The organism is Vibrio gigantis, from assembly GCF_024347515.1.
GTDB lineage: Bacteria > Pseudomonadota > Gammaproteobacteria > Enterobacterales > Vibrionaceae > Vibrio > Vibrio gigantis.
Genome location: NZ_AP025492.1, coordinates 1802591 through 1822939 on the forward strand (window position 1 = coordinate 1802591; position 20349 = coordinate 1822939).

General features: G+C 43.6%; 11 protein-coding genes. 4 read left to right on the top strand and 7 right to left on the bottom strand.

Translation table 11 applies throughout. The features are described 5' to 3' along the window. Nucleotides 1-248: 248 nt before the first annotated feature. The 7 genes from OCV56_RS08250 to OCV56_RS08280 all read right to left on the bottom strand — a co-directional run bounded on the left by OCV56_RS08250 (nt 249) and on the right by OCV56_RS08280 (nt 12799). On the bottom strand, nt 249-5090 hold the full coding sequence (locus OCV56_RS08250) for an NAD-glutamate dehydrogenase (protein WP_086711484.1): 4842 nt from the start codon (nt 5088-5090) through the stop codon (nt 249-251). A 228-nt stretch (nt 5091-5318) separates the two neighbouring features. Then, the gene (locus tag OCV56_RS08255; RefSeq protein WP_086711486.1) at nt 5319-5537 is read right to left on the bottom strand and encodes a DUF2835 domain-containing protein; all 219 of its coding nucleotides are present in this window, start codon (nt 5535-5537) and stop codon (nt 5319-5321) included. A gap of 206 nt (nt 5538-5743) precedes the next feature. Continuing rightward, the gene (gene pepN, locus OCV56_RS08260) at nt 5744-8350 is read right to left on the bottom strand and encodes an aminopeptidase N (RefSeq protein ID WP_086711488.1); all 2607 of its coding nucleotides are present in this window, start codon (nt 8348-8350) and stop codon (nt 5744-5746) included. 218 nt (nt 8351-8568) lie between these two features. After that, a complete protein-coding gene (locus OCV56_RS08265; protein WP_086711490.1) occupies nt 8569-9252 on the bottom strand; it encodes a hypothetical protein in 684 nt (227 codons plus the stop codon). A gap of 322 nt (nt 9253-9574) precedes the next feature. Next, nucleotides 9575-11569 carry a carboxy terminal-processing peptidase gene (prc, locus tag OCV56_RS08270; RefSeq protein WP_086711492.1) on the bottom strand — a complete coding sequence of 665 codons (1995 nt, stop codon included), beginning with the start codon at nt 11567-11569 and terminating at the stop codon, nt 9575-9577. A gap of 17 nt (nt 11570-11586) precedes the next feature. Next, a complete protein-coding gene (gene proQ, locus OCV56_RS08275; protein ID WP_017057223.1) occupies nt 11587-12210 on the bottom strand; it encodes an RNA chaperone ProQ in 624 nt (207 codons plus the stop codon). A 97-nt stretch (nt 12211-12307) separates the two neighbouring features. Next, the gene (locus OCV56_RS08280) at nt 12308-12799 is read right to left on the bottom strand and encodes a GAF domain-containing protein (protein WP_086711493.1); all 492 of its coding nucleotides are present in this window, start codon (nt 12797-12799) and stop codon (nt 12308-12310) included. An 89-nt stretch (nt 12800-12888) separates the two neighbouring features. Between OCV56_RS08280 and OCV56_RS08285 the strand changes: the two genes are divergently transcribed. The 4 genes from OCV56_RS08285 (at nt 12889) to rsmF (ending at nt 20262) form a co-directional block, all read left to right on the top strand. Continuing rightward, on the top strand, nt 12889-14685 hold the full coding sequence (locus OCV56_RS08285) for an ABC transporter ATP-binding protein (RefSeq protein ID WP_086711495.1): 1797 nt from the start codon (nt 12889-12891) through the stop codon (nt 14683-14685). Nucleotides 14686-14763: 78 nt separating this feature from the next. Beyond that, complete coding sequence (locus OCV56_RS08290) at nt 14764-16047, top strand: paraquat-inducible protein A (protein WP_086711497.1); 1284 nt, start codon at nt 14764-14766, stop codon at nt 16045-16047. Next, nucleotides 16034-18691: an MlaD family protein gene (locus OCV56_RS08295; protein WP_086711499.1), complete on the top strand. Its 2658-nt coding sequence runs from the start codon at nt 16034-16036 to the stop codon at nt 18689-18691. Before OCV56_RS08290 ends, OCV56_RS08295 begins: the two co-directional genes overlap by 14 nt. Nucleotides 18692-18840: 149 nt before the next feature. Then, on the top strand, nt 18841-20262 hold the full coding sequence (gene rsmF, locus OCV56_RS08300; RefSeq protein WP_086711501.1) for a 16S rRNA (cytosine(1407)-C(5))-methyltransferase RsmF: 1422 nt from the start codon (nt 18841-18843) through the stop codon (nt 20260-20262). The last annotated feature ends 87 nt before the right edge of the window (nt 20263-20349 follow it).

Here is a 20349-nt window from a genome sequence, read left to right on the forward strand (position 1 = left end):
CTATTCAATCTATTACTGACTGTAAGGGTAAGATAATCGAGTTTGCTAACGAATGAGGTTCATTATTAAGCAAACGTTACCGTTTCAAGCTCAGATTATTCATTTGGAACATTCTCTATATCTCAGTCATCAACTTCAATTGCACAGTCGAACTTGTTCGAATAATGAATCGAGCAAAAGCTGTTTAGCCAAACGAAAAAGGCAGACCTAATGGCCTGCCCTTATAGTTTTTCGTTTCTATCTAACGATTAGTCTTTCGACATACAGTTTAGATTCAGTAGCATCAATTCACGTAACGCCACTGAGAACTTGGCAAACTCATGAACAGAACCCACTTTGAATTCGTTCAAGATGCTTTCCCAACGATGAAGAGAAACTGAGTTGCTTTCCATCCAGTCGTCCAATGCTTTAATAACATCTAAGTCTGAACCACAGCCGCAGTTAAGAACTTGGCCAGTTAACTGACGTTGCTGCCAATCCAGATCTTCTCTGAATGCAGCACGTGCCAGCGCTTGCCAGTTGTTGTCTACCGCTTGGCCATTGATTTGCTTCAAGAACCAGTGCAGAGACAAACGGTCGCCAAGGTTGAAATAAAGCTTAGACGCTTGCTGTACTGTTTTACCCGTTTCACGAGCCACTGTGGATATATCCAGTGCTGAGTACAAGCTAGACAAACGAGCCACTGAATTCGCCAGTTCTGCCGTTACACCCTGATCAATCCATACCTGAGCCATTGCTTGGTGCTCTTCTACTTCTGAAGCCACTAGGTTTTCATCCAGTTTCTCAGTAATAGCAACCACATCACCTTGGTAAAGTTCAATCAATGCATTCACTGATTGTTTACCAGTACGGTTTCTTAGCAACCAACGCGCTAGACGACGCAGCGTGCGGCGCACGTGGTAAAGCAACTCGTATTGAGCTTCAGAACTTGAGATATTATCCAGTTCACGAATGCTCTTAAGCACTTTGCCCAAGCCGTAGATCTCACGAGATGCCGCGTAAGCATTCGCAATATCAACAATGTTTGCGCCCGTCTCTTCTTGCAAACGAGTCACGAAGTTACAACCCATTTCGTTAACCATTTGGTTTGCAAGTGCGGTCGCAATGATCTCAGCACGCAGTGGATGGTTATCCATGTGTTGAGAATAGTTACGGCGTAACTCAGTTGGGAAGTACTGCATTAACTGTTGAGCATGGAATTCATCATTCGCAATATCATCACTCACAAGATCTTCTTTCAGTACCATTTTTCCGTAAGCGATCAATACTGATAGTTCTGGTCTTGTTAGCGCTTGGCCTAGCTTCTCACGTTCTAGAAGCGTTTCGTCATCTGGGATGTATTCCAAGCCACGATCCAAGTACCCTGCTTTCTCCATTGTGTGGATGAAGCGGATTTGCTCTTTCACTAAGCCGACACCTTGATGCTCAGTAACAGAGATAGACTCAGCTTGGCAGTAAGCATCATCGAGTACGATTTCGCCAACTTCGTCTTCCATCGACTCAAGCACTTGGTTACGTTGTTTAACTGTAAGATCGCCATTCGATACTAAGCCATTCAAGAAGATCTTAATGTTTACTTCGTTATCCGAACAGTCAACACCACCAACGTTATCAACGAAGTCCGTATTAACTCGACCGCCAGTAAGAGCGTATTCGATACGACCCAGTTGAGTCATACCTAAGTTACCGCCTTCACCAACTACCTTAGCTTTCAGGTCACGGCCATCGATACGTAGCACGTCATTTGCACGGTCACCTACATCAGTATGAGTCTCGTTTGAAGATTTAACGTAAGTACCGATACCGCCGTTCCAAAGTAGATCAACCTGCATAGACAAGATCGCTTTGATCAAATCATTCGGTGCCATTGATGCTTTCTTGGTACCCAGCATTTTCTGAATTTCAGGCGTTAGAGAAATAGACTTCGCTCGACGAGAGAAGATGCCACCACCTTGAGAAATCAAGTCTTTATTGTAATCTTCCCAGCTTGAGCGAGGCAGATTAAACAGACGATCACGTTCTACCCAGCTTGATGCTGAATCTGGATTCGGGTCAATGAAGATGTGCATGTGGTTAAATGCCGCTTGCATACGAATGTGCTTCGATAGCAGCATACCGTTACCAAACACGTCACCCGCCATATCACCTACACCGATCGCAGTGAAATCTGTCGTTTGGCAGTTGATGCCCATTTCACGGAAGTGACGCTTAACCGATTCCCAGCCACCTTTCGCGGTGATACCCATCGCTTTGTGGTCGTAACCGTTAGAGCCACCCGATGCAAATGCATCACCTAGCCAGAAGTTGTACTCGTCAGATACTGAGTTCGCTAGATCTGAGAATGTCGCGGTACCTTTATCAGCTGCAACAACCAAGTACGGATCATCTTCATCGTGACGAACAACGCTCTTAGGTGGGATAACCTCACCTTCGATGATGTTGTCTGATACATCTAGTAGTGCACGGATGAAGCGCTTGTAACAGCGTTGACCTTCCGCAAAAATCTCGTCACGGCCAGACATCATGTGTTGACGCTTACAAACGAAACCACCTTTAGCACCAACAGGAACAATCACGGTGTTCTTAACTTGTTGTGCTTTAACTAGGCCTAGAATCTCAGTACGGAAATCCTCTTGACGGTCTGACCAACGTAAACCACCACGAGCTACTTTACCGCCACGTAGGTGCACACCTTCTATGTCTGGTGCGTAAACGAAGATTTCAAACGCAGGAACCGGCGCTGGGATATCTGGAATCTCGCTTGGTCTCATTTTCAGAGCCAACCAAGGTTTAGACTGCTTGTTCTCGTCTACTTGGTAGTAGTTAGTACGAAGCGTTGCAGTGATCATTTCCATGTAGCGACGAATGATACGATCATCATCCAAGCTTTCTACATGATCCAATTGTTCAGTGATCTTCTTAATAAGATCTTGTTGGCCTTTCGCGCTGCCCTTCAGTTTCGGATCAAAACGCTTACCGAATAAGCTCACTAACCCTTTTGCTAAATCTGGGTAATGAGACAATGTGTCTTCAATGTATTGTTGACTGAATGGGAAACCCACTTGACGCATGTAACGAGCATAAGCGCGTAAGATTGAGATTTCACGGCCAGATAGACCTGCGCCCAACACCAAACGGTTGAAACCATCGCTGTCTAACTCACCCGCCCAAATTGCTGCAAAGGCTTGTTGGAAAAGATCACGAGCTTCACGAAGATCAATGGTCTTATCGCTCTTGTGCAGCATAGAGAAATCAAGGATCCAATATGTCACACCGTTGGTTTTACGCACTTCATATGGAGATTCACCGATAACGCGTAGGCCAAAGTTTTCAAGCATTGGCATCACATCAGAAAGGTGAATTGGCTCATCACTGTGGTAGAACAACTTCAAACGAACTGCTTTAGAATCTGCCGCTTCTTCTTGCGGACGGTAAAAAAGCATGCCCAGTTTGTTGTCTTCGCTCAGTGCTTCTAAACGCTCGATGTCCGCTACTGCAGAACCTGGCATCATGTCTTCTTTGTACGAACGTGGGAATGCACGCATGTACTCTTTCGACAATGGAAGCCCTTTGCTCTCACCGAAGTTTGCAATGATTGATTCAGACAGGCGGTCATCCCAAGTAGACGATACTTCCATTAAATTTTGCTCAATTGTTTTCACGTCCACATCCATGTTGTTGTTATCAACACGAACAATATAGTGCGTTCTCGCCAGTGGGCTTTCAGAGAAGTACGTTGTAAATTCAACCTCTTCTTCACAACCAAAGTACTGCTTCAAGATGCGTTGTGTTTGACGACGAAGTTCAGTGTTGTAACGATCTTTTGTTACGTAAACCATACAGCTGAAGAAACGGCCAAACGGGTCTTTGCGAACGAACAGACGCAGAAGATCACGATCTTGCATTTGAACTACGCCAGTACCCACTTCAAGTAACTCTTCTTCTCGAGCTTGAAGCAGTTCATCACGTGGGTAGTTTTCAAGAATATTGTGCAGAGCTTTGTAAGAGTACGAACCCTCACGGTAACCACTCGCATCTAAGATACGTTCTACTTTCTCGCGAACTAGAGGAATCGTTTCAACGGTTTGGTTATAAACGGCAGAAGTGTATAGACCAGTGAAGCGATGCTCACCAATTACCTTACCGTTCTTATCGAATTTCTTAATGCCGATGTAGTCGTTGTAAGCTGGGCGGTGAATGCGTGAAGCCGTGTTGCCCTTCGTTACGATAAGTACATACGGTTTCTTCGCTTCTAAACGTGCCGAGTCCGAAAACTCAGACAGCTTAACGTTGCGTACACGATCTGAATTCGCGAACAAACCAAGGCCTTGCTCCTTAGTCGGTTGCAGTTCAGTATCACCATTTACAGAGACAAGGTCGTATTCCTTGTAACCCATAAACGTAAAGTTGTGCTCGCCTAACCAACGAAGGAAAGCCAGAGTTTCATCGAAGCGTTGAGCATCTACCGGAATTGTCTCTTTTTGCTTTTCAACTTGGTTGGTGACTTCTTTCAGTCTTTCAACCATTTTTAGCCAGTCGTTAACAACAAGGCCAGTATCAGTAAAGATATCCAGCAGTTCTGTTTTAAGTGCTGTCATCTCTGCTTTGCTGCTAAGACGGTCAACCTCAATATGGAAAAGCGATTGGAACACACCTTCATCGTTACTCACACCGACAACACTTCCTGAGTCAGAACGAGAAATTTGAGTTGGGTTGTGAAGCATAAGGTGAGAAGAGAGATCGAGGCGAGTCAATGCCATTTTTACAGAATCAACGAGGAATGGGCTATCTGGTACCACTATCTCAACGATAGTGTGAGTAGACTGCCAACCTTGACGACTTACTGTCGGGTTAAAAACACGAACAGAAATTTCGTCGGCTTTCTTTTCATTGATGTGATGCCATAAGCTAACTACAGCACCGTATAAATCGGATTCGTTTCTCTGAGTTAGGTCGTCGTGAGAAACGTTACTAAACAAGTGTTGAGCAAGTTGAGTTACGAGAGGTCGATGAGCAAGGTCAAGTTTGTCTTGAATCAGCTTGTAAACTTTTTCAAGTAAAACTGGAACCACAGTTTCACGTGCGGTCATAGTCACACTCCACAATTAGAATTATATTTTATTATTAGGGGGATCACTTAATCTGGTGTTTGAATCGTGCCATTGAGCGCTTTTCTACTAACGAGTTAAGCAAAGGTAATGCATTCATTTATTGTAAAAGCATTATTGAGAAATAGTTAATTGTTTTGGAGGTGGTAAGAGGTGAAATGTTTGATTATGTGATTAAGATTCCTTTTAACTCACTAGGCACGCCAAGGTTTACAGAGCTTCCAACTTAATAAACTTATTTTTTTGGTCAGTTGTCAGTCTAAACTGCCCTCTAACCCCTATTTGTGTAAGAAATGGTCTGAACCGAGTTGCAGGTAACTGTAAACGTAATCCGGTTGTTGTTATCACTTGAACTTTACTTGCGGCACCAGAATAACTGGCCAAAAACTGCTGATATGAGATGTTAAGTTGGAAAATATAGTGATTCATACAATACCTGTATAAGTATACAGTACCAGTGTTTTTTGGCACTTAACGATGTCTAACGGTGAAACTGAGCTTGAAACTGCTCTAGCTTATCGAAAATTCGATGAACCAGAAACAAAAAATCAGTGGCAGATATTCTCTACCACTGATGACTTTTCTTTATAAGTAAACAGCTTATAAGTAAGCCGTTAACCTTGAGAAGGCATAACTTAAGCTTCTAGTGCTTTTGTTACTTTCTCAAATAGATCTTTTGCTAAGTTATCCATGCCTTTCAATGTCTCAAGTTCCTGCTTGATAAGCGCTTGGCGCTCATCATCGTACTTACGGAATTTAAGAAGTGGATCAATCAGACGTGAAGCTACTTGCGGGTTACTGCTGTTTAGCTCACGTAAGATCTCACCTGCAAACGCATACCCCTGACCAGATTTTTCATGGAACTGCACTGGGTTCATGTTTAAGAACGAACCTACTAAGTTACGTGTACGGTTTGGGTTCTTTAAGCTGAACGCTTGATGTGACATAGACTCTTTGATCACCTCAAGCGCATTTGAACTTGGGTTCGTACCTTGCAGAGCAAACCACTTATCCATCACAAGACCATCGTGTTTCCACTTGTCGCTGTAATCTGCCATCAGTGTTTCACGACATGCCAGTTGTGCGCTGTTTGCCGCGCCCATCGCTGCCATTGTGTCTGTCATGTTGTTTGCCTGCTGGTACATTGCAACAACCAATTCGTTACCCTGCTCTGTATGTGCTAAGTAACTTAGGCAAACTTTACGCAAAGTGCGCTTACCAATCGAATCGTGATCGATTGTGTATTCTGCTAGTGCATTGCTGTGGTAAACCGCGGCCAGTTCGTCTTCAAGTTCTGTTGCCAGTGTTACCTTCATTGAGTTCAGCACAGATGCAACAGCATCAATATCAACACGATCGTACCAACCTGATACTTCGTTGTGGCTTGGCAATGAAAGCATCTCTGCGATAAAGGCAGGCTCTAGCGAATCACTCAGTAGTACGCCACGGAATGCATCAACCACAGAATCAGAAAGTGCAAACGCTTCGCCTTGTTGAACTTTTTCAACATTGCTGCGGATGTATTTGGCCAATAGCATTTGACCTGCATCCCAACGAGAGAACTCATTGCGGGCGTTCACCATCAAGAAGATAAGTTCTTCATCTGAATAGTTGTACTCCAATTTCACTGGCGCAGAGAATTCACGAAGTAGTGATGGGATTGGTTGTTCAGAAACGTTTTCAAACACGAAAGTCTGTTCCGCTTCTTTCACATCTAATACGTTATGAACTGGCTTTCCGTTACATTGTAACTCAATGACATCACCCGAAGCGCTGTACAGCTCGATATCTAGAGGGATATGCAGAGCCTGCTTCTCAGTTTGCTCATGCGTTGGCGCTGTTACTTGGCGAGTTGTTAACGTGTATTGTTTCTTATCTGCATCGTAGTGACTTTCAACAGAAAGCGTCGGCGTACCAGACTGGCTGTACCATAAACGGAACTGAGACAAATCAACACCCGATGCGTCTTCCATTGCTGCGACGAAATCTTCACATGTTGCAGCCGTACCATCGTGACGTTCGAAGTACAGCTTCATTCCTTTTTGGAAACCATCTTCGCCTAACAGCGTGTGGATCATACGGATCACTTCACTGCCCTTTTCGTAAACTGTCAAAGTATAGAAATTATTCATTTCTATCACTTTTTCTGGACGAATTGGGTGAGACATTGGGCTAGCATCTTCTGCGAATTGTGGTCCGCGAATGATACGTACATTGTTGATACGGTTTACTGCGCGAGAACCAAGGTCAGACGAGAATTCTTGGTCACGGAATACGGTTAAGCCTTCTTTCAAGCTCAGCTGGAACCAATCGCGACAAGTCACTCGGTTACCTGTCCAGTTATGGAAATATTCATGACCGATTACTGCTTCAATACCTAGGTAATCTGTATCCGTTGCTGTTTGGTCGTTTGCTAAAACGAACTTCGAGTTGAATACGTTCAGGCCTTTGTTTTCCATCGCACCCATGTTGAAGAAATCAACGGCTACGATCATGTAGATATCTAGGTCGTATTCAAGATTGAAACGCTCTTCGTCCCACTTCATTGAGTTAATCAAAGAAACCATCGCGTGGTTAGCTCTGTCTAGGTTGCCTTTGTCGACAAAGATTTCTAGATCAACTTTGCGGCCTGATTGCGTAGTATAAGCATCACGGAGTACATCGAAATCACCGGCTACTAGTGCAAACAGATACGCTGGTTTTGGATGCGGGTCTTGCCACTTCACCCAATGACGACCATTTTCAGCTTCGCCTTCAGCTACACGGTTACCATTACTTAATAAGAATGGGTTTTCTGCTTTGTCTGCGATCACCGTTGTAGTGAATTTAGCCAATACATCCGGGCGATCCATGTAGTAAGTAATACGGCGGAAACCTTCGGCTTCACACTGAGTACAGAAAGCGCCGCCCGACTTGTACAAGCCTTCAAGTGCGCTGTTCCCTTCAGGGTTAACTTCAGTAACGATGGTTAGAGTAAATTCTTTTGGAAGGTCAGTTAGCGTAAGTTGCGTTTCGGACTGCTCGAACTTCGTCCATTCATTGCCTTCAACCAAAACAGAAACCAACTTCAAGCCTTCACCATCAAGTACTAATGTCGAGCTGTCTTTCTCCTGCTTAACACTAGAAACAGCCGTAACAATGGATGCAGAGTCGTACAAATCGAAAGTAAGATCGATTTCAGAAATAGTGTGAGATGGTGATTGATAATCTTTACGATACTTGGCTTGAGGTGTATGTGCCATGACGGGTTCCTTTTGATCGTTATACGTAATTATTTTTTAACTGTATATATCTAAAGGTTGAGCGCCAATAAAACAAGGGGAATATTAAAAAAAGGAGGCATTGTAAGAAAATGCCTCCATGTTTTGCTATTTTATCAATCAAATCAGACAGGAATGCCTAAGAAATGAACTGTGCACAATATTATTAACGAGTACGACTTTACTGCTAAAACTCACAATTATCGGATGCGATTAAGTACCGCAAACATGTCTCCCTCTTCACCTTGCAGCGTTAACACATCGCTGTTCAGTGTATATCGAGTACCGTGTTCACCGTTCTCATAAAGTAACACTAACTGGTCACCTTCGGTGTAATACACCCCGCGACGAATGACTTCACCGCCTTCTTCGTCTGATACTCGGAACATGAATATAAAGTCAGGTTGAAGAACCAAATCCATTTTTTGAATGTTACTCGCACGTAAATCGCTTCCAGACAGTTCTGCACTCGACCAGATACCCGCCAGTGCATTTGGCAAAGCCTTGGTGAACATAACACCGTTAAGGTTTAGCATGTTGTGATTGCTGCTGTACGCATAAACCTGAGGTTCTGAGGTATTCAAACCCAAAATGATCGTGTCTTCATTGGCGTTATACAAACCTTCCCAATGATCCACACTGTAATCTTTCTTTTGGATATCAATGGTGAATGAGTAGTTTGAGTCAAGAGTAAGCTTGATCGCTCTAAAGTTTTCAGTACCTTGCTCAGGATCTGGATTCATCAAATACCAATCACCAAGCAATAAAGGAAGGTCAAAATGGGATAGATTGCTATCACTTTTCGATTGTTGGGTGCTCGAAGCTACCTCACTTCCAAAAGCAACAAAACTCAAACAAGATAAAAATAGTAGAATCCATTTCATAAGCGTCCCCTCGTTTTCTTTAAGCTTAGGCACGTAATGAATAGAATGCGAAAAAATATGATCCAAGTCACTAAATTTTAAGTGCGAAGTAACTTAAATGTCATTATCACTCGAAAAGTAACACTCAAGTTTTATTGTTTTCTCGATGCACTTCACAGTTGGTAATCAGATAACAACCGTTCTGGGAAAAGTTAAAAAACCAAGGAAAATGCCGTTAGCATCACATCGTTCAAGGTAATAACACAGGCATAAAAAAAGCGAGCCTAAGCTCACTTTTTAAATTATGCGTCTTTAAACAATCACCTTTTAACAGGTGTTTGATCTATTTTTTGATCATATCCAGCATGATAGCAACTGATTCATCAAGATAAGCATCCGGAGCTTCGTAGTCTTTTGGAATATCATCCAACGTTTTAAATGCCTCTAACTTAGCGGCTTTTTGACGTTGGTTAATACGATCTAGACGAAGCACATCCGCATCATCACTCTCTTGTTGACGAACCTTTTCATTAAGAGAAAGGTCATTGTCGTCTTTATCTGCCTTATATTTTTCAATATCTTGCGCGATAAAGCCAAATTCCATGTCTGTTGCGATACGAGCTTGGTGTTTAGCGGTCAAAGCTGCGATTTGCTCATCGTTACGCTGTAACACTGAGTACTTCGCTTTGTCGATGCTGTCCCAAGGAAGAGCGTTGTCTTCAACACTTTCACCAGTATCTGCAGGATCAATTGGCGTTGGATAAGCAATATCAGGCACTACGCCCTTGTTTTGCGTACTACCACCATTGATTCGGTAGAATTTCTGGATTGTGTATTGAACGTAGCCCAACTCTTTATCGAATAAATCATAAATATGATTCAAAGAACGATGCTGTTGCACAGTTCCTTTACCGAAAGAGTTTTCACCCAAGATGATTGCACGGCCATAATCTTGCATCGCTGCTGCAAAGATTTCAGATGCTGAAGCACTGTAGCGATTCACCAATACCGTTAGCGGGCCTTGGTAGCTAATTTGGCCATCAGTATCGCTGTTCACTTTAACACGACCGTAGCTATCACGAACCTGAACAACAGGTCCCTCTTTGATAAACAGACCAGAGAGCTCGGTTGCTTCAGTCAGTGCACCACCGCCGTTGTTTCGAAGGTCAACAATAATACCTTCAACACCTTGCTCTTTAAGCTCAGTGATCAGTTTATCGGTATCTTTAGAAAGGCCAACGTAGAAACTTGGTACTTCTAGTACACCAATCTTCTTGCCGTCTTTCTCGATCACTTCTGATTTAACAGCGCGGTCTTCTAAACGAATCTTATCGCGAACAATTGTTACAACGTGACTTTTTGCATCTTTACCATCTGGCAAGATCTGTAGCTTAACTTTAGTCCCTTTCGGGCCTTTGATCAGTTGTACTACATCGTCTAAACGCCAGCCGATAACATCAACAATCTCTTCGCCATCCTGACCAACACCGACAATACGGTCGCCATCACTCAGTTGTTTGCTGTTTGACGCAGGGCCACCAGCAACTAAAGAGCGAATAACTGTGTAATCATCTGTCATCTGAAGCACAGCACCAATACCTTCTAGAGATAGATTCATCTCAGATTGGAATTGTTCTGCATTTCTTGGAGAAAGGTAACTGGTGTGCGGATCAACTTCACGCGCGAATGCGTTCATGTAGATCTGGAAAGCATCTTCGTTATGCGATTGCGTAATACGCTTCATCGCATTGTTGTAACGCTTTTCCAAAACTTCTTGAATCTCTGGCCACTCTTTACCAGTAAGTTTTAGATTCAACGCATCGTATTTAACGCGCTTTCTCCAAAGCTCATTCACTTCAGCGATATCTTTTGGCCACTCTGCTTCACTACGATTGAGCTCAATACTTTCATCGGTATCAAACTTAATCTCGGTATCTAGCAAAGACAATGCATACTGAAAACGTTCAAAACGCTTCTGCATGGACAAATTATAAACATCGAAAGCAATCTGGTTATCGCCTGCTTTTAACTGGTCATCAATTTGTTTAGATGCCGCAGAAAAAGAGTCAATATCAGATTGAGTGAAGATATTACGATTATAATCCAGCATCTCTAAGTAGCGATTAAAGATAGCTTGAGAGAAATCATCGTTGAGATTGAAGTGTTTATAGTGAGAACGAGTAAATCGAGAAGTAACACGTTTACTAGCAGTTTCGTGTTGGACCTCAGGAGCGAGTAGAGGTAAATCGTCCTGATCTAATTTGGCTTCGAGAGCCTGAGCTGAAGCTGCTAGCCAAAAGCTAGCAGCAATCAGTGTCAATTTTGAACGGCATTTCATGCGTAGGAGTATCTCCTTTAAGCGCGCAAGTGCTCCGCTTTAACAACCATTTGTAGGCCGTTTGCTAACTGAACACGCACATCTTCCTTATTGATTTCAACAATGGTCGCAGCCATGTTTCCTTTACCCATGTTCACATTTACTTCTTTGCCAGCGATAAATTCGTCAGCGTTCAAAGCGCGTGTTTCTACAGGCTTTTCTACTTTTGGTGCTTTAGGCGCTTGACGACGAGGCTGTTGAGCTTTCTTCGCCTTAGGTTTCGCTTTGCCTTCTTCACGAGCTTTTTGTGCTTGTTCTTTACGACGAGCTTGAACTTTCGCTTTGCTTTCTGCAAGTGTAGCTTTAGCGTGTTCAACGTGCTCTTCTTCTAGTGTGCCACACGCGTTGCCGTCTAGGTCAACACGTTCTGCACCAGCTTTTACGCCGTGCAGGTAACGCCATGATGATGTGTACTGTCTTAACGCTGCACGAAGCTGAGTCTTACTTACTTTTTCGTCTTCATTTAGACGTTCAGCAAGATCTTGAAAAATACCAATTTTAAGTGGCTTCGCTTCACCTTCTAAAGTAAAGCATTTAGGGAAACATTCAGCAATATATGCGATAACTTCTTTGCTGTTTTTTAACTTTTCAGTGTTTTCCATGTGGGTTCCTGGTTTTTGCGGTTTTCCGCGAGCATTAAGAAAATATTTTTACGTATTATAGAGAGATGCTTGGGAAAAACCACAGTAAGAGAATAATTTATGCCTTGTTCGCGTGCGAATTAAGCAGCTTTTCCACTTCTGCCATGAAAAATGTTAATCCGTCCTCGTCAATTTGAGAAAAACGGCCAATATTTGGGCTGTCGATATCAAGAACACCCGCTATTTTTCCGCCAATAGAGAACGGAATAACGATTTCTGAGTTACTTGCAGCGTCACAAGCGATGTGACCTTCAAACTCATGAACATCATGAATGCGCTGAACTGTATTCGTCGCAACCGCAGTTCCACACACTCCACGCCCTACCGGAATTCGCACACAAGCAGGTTGACCTTGGAAAGGACCCAGTACAAGTTCGTCTTTTTCCTTAGCTTGATCCTGCTTCATTAAATAGAAACCCGCCCAGTTCAATTCATCCAATTCCATGAATAATAAAGAACTGATATTAGCAAGATTAGCAGTTAGATCGGTTTCTGATTCAATTAATGCAACGGCTTGTTTGGTTAAGCGTTGGTAATGTTCTATTTTCATATTAACTTCCAATTAAATTGAGACTTCCATTATCAAGAGAACGCAGTAGAATGCGGCCATCAAACTAAATAGGACTTATTCTCATTACAATGAACAATTCAGAAGACACTATTAGCCGTTCTTGGTTAATAACTCAAGTAAAAAAACACAAGTCCAAATTACTGTTTGCTAACATTATTGCCATATTTGCAACTCTCATTAGTGTCCCTATCCCGTTGCTCATGCCATTAATGGTTGATGAAGTATTACTTGATAAACCTGCTTCAGGCTTAGAGATGATGAACTACCTACTTCCATCATCGTTACAGACACCAACTGGTTATATAGCACTGACTTTGCTGTTAGTGATTATCATGCGGACCGCTAGCCAAGCATTGAACATTCTGCAAGGACGCCAGTTTACGCTCGTGTCCAAAACAATTACCTATCAAATGCGTAGCAAGATGATAGATAAGCTTGGCCGCATCAGTATTCGACAATACGAAACCAAAGGCAGCGGCGGTATCAACGCCCACCTAATAACAGACATAGAGACAATAGATAAGTTCATTGGCTCGACTCTATCTAAGTTCTTAATTAGCTTCTTAACCGTGTTCGGCACCGCGATCGTACTGTTGTGGTTAGAGTGGCGTTTAGGATTGTTCATTTTACTGGTCAATCCTGTTGTGATTTATTTCTCCCGTAAACTAGGCAGCAGGGTTAAACACCTTAAAAAGTACGAGAACCAATCTTTCGAGCGGTTCCAAAACCGTTTGGTGGAAACCTTAGATGGCATTTACCAACTGCGTGCAGCGAATAAAGAACGCATCTTTCTCGATGAGCTTAAGGTGCAAGCAAACCAAGTAAGAATCGATGCCGACAAGTACGCTTGGCAATCTGAAGCTGCTGGCCGAGTTTCGTTTCTACTCTTTTTATTAGGTTTCGAGCTTTTCCGTGCTGTCGCTATGCTAATGGTGTTGTTCAGTGACTTAACCATCGGTCAGATTTTCGCGGTATTTGGCTACTTATGGTTTATGTTGGGCCCGGTTCAAGAGTTGTTAGGGATTCAATTCTCTTGGTATAGCGCAAAGGCAGCACTGTACCGCATCAATGATCTTCTTCTATTGGAAGAAGAGAAGCGCCCTATTAGCAAAGTGAACCCATTTAATGAAGATCAAGAAGTGACAGTCGACATCGAAGACGTTACATTTTCTTACACATTAGAAAACACTGTTTTAAATAGGCTCTCGCTACATATCCCAGCAGGTAAGAAAGTCGCTTTGGTTGGGGCTAGTGGCGGAGGTAAATCTACGTTAATCCAGTTGTTAATTGGGGTTTATCAAGCGGACTCTGGTTGCATTCGCTATAACGGCGAAACCACCGACGACATCAGCTTTGATGTAATACGCAATCAAATTGCCGTTGTTTTACAACAACCTATACTCTTTAACGATACATTAAGGCATAATCTGACCCTTGGTGCTGAATACGATGAAATGTCGCTATGGCGTGCGCTTGAAGTCGCGCAAATGCAAGATGTCATCAAACAGCTGAGTAATGGCTTAGATACTCAAATTGGTAGGAATGGCGTTCGACTGTCTGGTGGTCAACGACAACGTCTTGCCATTGCCCGTATGGTGCTGAGCAATCCTAAGTTTGTTATTCTTGATGAAGCGACATCTGCACTCGATACAGCAACAGAGTCAGCGCTGCATAAAGCGTTGAGCGAGTTTTTGAAAGATCGTACAACTTTGATAGTGGCTCATCGATTATCAGCGGTGAAACAAGCCGATCTAATCTATGTTTTAGAAGATGGACAAGTCACACAGACGGGAACACATGGTGAATTGGTTGAACAACAAGGACTCTATCAAACACTCTACGGCAGTGTGCAATCGCACGCCTGATGTTTATTGTTCTAGGAATTTAAGTCCGTTTAGTTCTAAGTATTTAAGCCAGCTTAAAAACCTAATTGCCGTTTCAACTTGGGAGGTCGCGTGACCTCCCCATCCGTAACTAACCCTTTATCAACAAAACACCAATGCGACAGCAGCTCAGTGCGCCTTTGTCAGGGCTGCGAACTTCCCATAAACAAAATGGACATCCCGTTAGGGAAATCCGCTTACTGCCCAAGATGCGGCACTCAGCTTTATAGAGGCGGCACCCCTAGCCTGTCTGGAAACCTAGCAATCGCCGTCACTTGTTTGTTGTTATTTATCCCTTCTCACTTTTTCGACTTTATTAGCATCCGTCTCATTGGGGTGATGATACCTGCGACTCTGCCATCTGGTGTATTTACCTTAATGGGTGAAGGCTTCCCGCTACTTGGCTTGTTAATCTTATTCTGTAGCTCCATCGCACCGCTGCTGGTTTGTACTTCTGTTCTTATAAGCCACCTATCACTTCGCTTCGGACTGTTTACGCCGTTTCGCTATTCGCTGGCCATTATCCAAACTCTTAAGCATTGGATGATGTTAGATGTGTTCTTAGTTAGCGTCGCTATCTCGTGCTTTAAACTACAAGATTACTCAGATATCTTTGTTGGCCCTGGTTTGGTTGGCCTGATTCTTCTGCAGCTTTTCAGCGTATTGCTGGTAAGCCGTATCAGTGTACGTCGCTACTGGGAAGCTTGGGCAAAAGAGTCTGACTACTCTTTTGCTGAAAGTAAGAACGTTCATTGTCACAACTGCCACCTGTCTCAGCCTGACGGTCATACTTGTGTTCGTTGTCACCACGATTTATATCACCGCAAGCCTTACTCTATACAGAAGACTTGGGCTCTGCTGTTTGCTGCATCCGTGGCTATCGTGCCCGCTAACGTCATTCCTATTTCTATCCTTATTACTAACGGACAAAGGCTAGAAGACACAATAATTTCCGGTGTCGCTTCCCTGATTAATAGTGATATGTATGGCATCGCTGCGATCATTTTCATTGCCAGTATCGTCGTGCCCGTCGCTAAAATACTAGGCCTTGCCTACATCTTAATATGTATCAAGATGAAGCGCGCCGTTTACCATAGACAACGCATGACCATCTATTTCATTGTAAAATGGGTGGGAAAATGGTCAGTGATGGATCTGTTCGTTATTTCGATCATGATGACCTTAGTCGACCGTGGACAAATTTTAAACTTTACACCAGGTTATGGTGCAGTCGCTTTTGGCGTCGTAGTTGTGCTCACGATGCTAGCAGCGGAAAGCTTAGATCCTAGGCTAATTTGGGATAACTACACCTCTAAAGATGAGTCAGTGAATGAACAACGATAACCAATCACAAACATCATATTCACCAGAAGTAAGGAAAAACAAAGGCATCTCTCCTTTGTGGATTCTGCCGATATTAACCGTCGCATTAGCCGGTTGGTTGGTCATGAAATCGATACACGATGCCGGGCAACGTGTGCAGATTTACTTCTCAGATGCCGCAGGTTTAATTGCAGGTCGAACAACGATTCGTTACCAAGGCTTAGAGGTGGGTATGGTGCGCGACATCACTTTATCCAAAGACCTATCGAGCATCTATGTCGATGCTGACATCTACCCAGAAGCGAAGAAGCTACTTTCAAAGGGCACACGTTTCTGGCTCGTAAAACCGACAGCGAGTTTGTCTGGTATCTCCGGATTAGACGCGCTTGTTTCGGGTAACTACATTGCTATTCACCCTAGCGAAACAAAAGAAGAACCTGAAACCGTTTTTCAAGCGTTAGAATCATCCCCTTCTGACTTACTGGCTTCTGAAGGTTTGAATATTTCACTGACGACCAAAGATCTGGGCGGCGTGTCTGTTGGTTCTCAAATCGTTTACCGTAAAATCCCAATTGGCGAGGTTTACAACTATCAATTAAACGACAACGCTAAATCTGTCACTATTCAAGCGTCCATCAAAGACGAATATAGCCACATCATTACCGACCAAAGCCGTTTTTGGAATGTCAGTGGTTTAGGTGCAAGCATTGGTTTTTCTGGTGTTGATGTTCGCTTAGAGAGCTTAAGTGCCCTATTAGGTGGCTCTATCGCCGTAGACTCTCCAGGAGAAGGCGAACCGGTTGAGATGAACACCAAGTTCAAACTCTACCCAGATTTGAAAACAGCAGGTCGTGGTATCTCTATTAAGATCGCGGTTCCAGACGACAACAAGATCAGTGCGACGGGTGCTCCCATCATGTATCGCGGCATTGAAATCGGTCAAATCACGGATTTATCGCTCAGTGAAGGACGTGAAAACGTGGTTGCATCTGCCGCTATCCAACCGGCATTCAGTGACTTTTTAAATAGCGGCAGTAAATTCGTTTTAGAAGAGGCTGAACTGTCACTTACTGGCATGAAGAACATTGCCAACTTAGTGACAGGTAACTTTTTAACCTTGGTACCGGGCGAAGGTGAAAAAGCACGTCGATTTACTGCGATCCGCAAAAATGAATTCAGTCAGGAGCAAGAGAAATCCGTTGCGATTCGCTTAACATCAAACAATTCGTTCGGGTTAGATGTCGGCACACAACTGCTCTACAAAGGCATTGCCGTTGGCTCTATCATCCAAGTAGGTCTAGTTGACGGTGTGGGTACCGGCTCTGACAAACATGAAGTGTTCATGGACGCACTTATCGATAATGAATACGCGCACCTTATCAAGAGTCACAACCGATTCTTCGTTACTGGCAGTGCGACCGCAGAGCTAACCGAATCAGGCTTAAGTGTCACGGTTCCACCAGCAAAACAGCTTCTTACTGGCTCGATTAGCTTTGTGAGTGAAGGTAAATCTGAAGCTAGAACGGACTACCAACTTTTCCAAAGTAAGTCGCTAGCAGAAATCGCCAAGTTTAATCAATCTGGTTCCAAAACACTTTCGCTATTTGCGAGTGAGTTGCCTTCAATTTCTAAAGGCAGCCCGCTACTTTACCGCAACCTACAAGTAGGTAGTATTTCTGATTTTCAGCTTGCTGACGGTGGTGTAAGAATCAAAGTCACGATCGAAAATCGTTACACGCACTTACTCAATAAAAATACAGTTTTCTGGAACCGTTCCGGCGTTGAGGTTGATGCGTCGCTATCGGGCATCAGTATTAAAGCTGCACCGGTTAAAACCCTTATTCAAGGTGGTATTGCTTTTGACTCTCTACCGGGAATCGACAACAAACTCGGTGATGTGTGGAAGCTTTACAAAGATTCTAAATCCGCGCGAAAGTTTGGCCGTGCGATCACGATCACCTCTTCTGGCGATCAAGAAGTCAGCAAGGGCATGGCGATCAAATATCAAGGTGTCACTGTTGGTGAAGTTACTTTGGTAATTCCGAATTTTAACAAGGGCGGCATTGAAATTACCGCTCGTATCTTACCGGAGTACGTAGACAAAGTTGCTGTGGCGAACAGTCACTTCTGGTTGGCAGAACCAGAGATCGGCCTAAACGGCATCAAAAACGTCTCTGCGCTGCTATCTAAGCACATCAACGTAGATCCGGGCAAAGGTGAAAGAAACACGAAATTTAGACTTAGCAAAGGACCAGTGCAGCCTGAAGGCAAGATATTCCAACTGCAAAGCGAAACGCGTGGCTCAGTATCTGAAGGCACACCAATCCTATTCCGTGAACTAGAAATCGGTAGTGTTATTGATGTTAAGCTAGGCGAATTTGCTGACCGCATCATATCTACGATCCAAATAGAGCCTGACTATGCGTATCTAATCCGAGCAAACACCGTGTTCTGGAACGTATCGGGCGTCGATGTCTCTATTGGCCTGTCTGGCGCAAACATCAAAGCAGGTACGGTAGACAGTTTGTTAAGAGGTGGAATTACGTTCTCAACGCCACCGACGAATGAACTTCAACCAGTCGCAAGCGAAGACCAATCTTTCTACCTCTATCCTCAAGCTGAAGATGAGTGGAAATCATGGAGAACCGCAATTCCTCGCCCATAGAGTGAATCCCCAGACGTTTCACTAAGATTAGTTCTTCATCAAAATGCAGCCATTAGGCTGCATTTTTGTTGTTTGCTGCAAATATGGTTTAGGACGGCCTCATTTTGCTTTAAACTCCACGCATTAATGCAATAAATCGAGATACTCTTTTGCACGCTAACGTATATATTCCTGAAGAATTCCTAACGCACATTGAAACAATCATGCCTAGCCATCTAGATATGGCTTCTTTTGTCGCGTCATGCCAAAAACCACTTCGTAAAAGTATTCGAATCAACACATTGAAAATCAGTGTTGAAGACTTCCTAGTGCGAGCAAAAGAAAAAGGTTGGGAACTGGAGCCTGTACCTTGGTGTGAATCGGGCTTTTGGATTACGGCTGACGAAAGTGAAACGCCATTAGGTAATACGGCGGAGCACATGTCTGGTCTTTTTTACATCCAAGAAGCCAGTTCTATGATGCCACCTTCGGCACTTTTCCAAGGCGAAGCTAATTACCAAGCTGTGTTAGACACAGCAGCGGCTCCTGGTTCTAAAACAACGCAAATCGCTGCTCTAATGAACAACAGCGGTGTGTTGGTTGCCAATGAATACGCAGCAAGCCGAGTGAAAGTCCTTCACGCTAACATTGAACGTTGTGGCGTTCGCAATGCCGCATTGAGTAACTTTGATGGGCGAGTTTTCGGTGGATGGCTACCTGAACAGTTTGATGCTGTGCTGCTAGACGCGCCCTGCTCAGGCGAAGGTACCATTCGTAAAGACGCTGATGCGATGAAGAACTGGACGTATCAATCTGTAGTCGATATTGCAGACACTCAAAAAGACCTCATCGAAAGTGCATTCCATGCTCTCAAACCTAATGGTGTTCTGGTTTACTCAACGTGCACCCTAAGCACGGAAGAGAACCAACAAGTGTGTCATCACCTAAAAGAGACCTTTGGTGACGCGGTTGAATTTGAATCTCTAGAATCACTGTTTGAAGACGCTAAAGCGACAACGACAGAGGAAGGTTTCCTTCATATCTTCCCACAGGTGTATGACTCTGAAGGTTTCTTCGTTGCTCGTATCAGAAAACTAGCGTCTGTGACACCACCAGAAGTTAAAAAGCGTATGGGTAAATTCCCATTTGAAAAATTATCAAAGAAAACTCATCAAGAAGTCGCTGAACAGCTTCTAAGCGCACTAGATATCGAATTACCAAGTGACACTCAGGTATGGACTCGAGACAAAGACGTTTGGCTATTTCCAGAAGCGCTAGAGCCGATGATCGGTGAGTTCCGTTTCTCTCGTATGGGCATCAAGATCGCAGAAACCCATAAAAAAGGTTATCGCTGGCAGCACCAAGTTGCGACGACGCTCGCAACAGGCAATGAAGCTAATGTTGTAGAACTCAGTATTGACGATGCTCGTGAATGGTTCATGGGACGAGATGTTCGTCCAGAAGGCTTGTCAGGCAAAGGAGAAGTACTAGTGAAGTACAATGGTGCAATCATCGGCCTTGGTAAGTGGGTTGGCAACCGAGTTAAGAACGGTTTACCACGAGAACTAGTGCGCGATAAAAACCTTTTCTAAAAGCTCTCGCGCTGGATACATATTGATAAACAAAAAGCCCAAACAACGTTAATTGTTTGGGCTTTTTCTATTCTATCGCCATGCAGT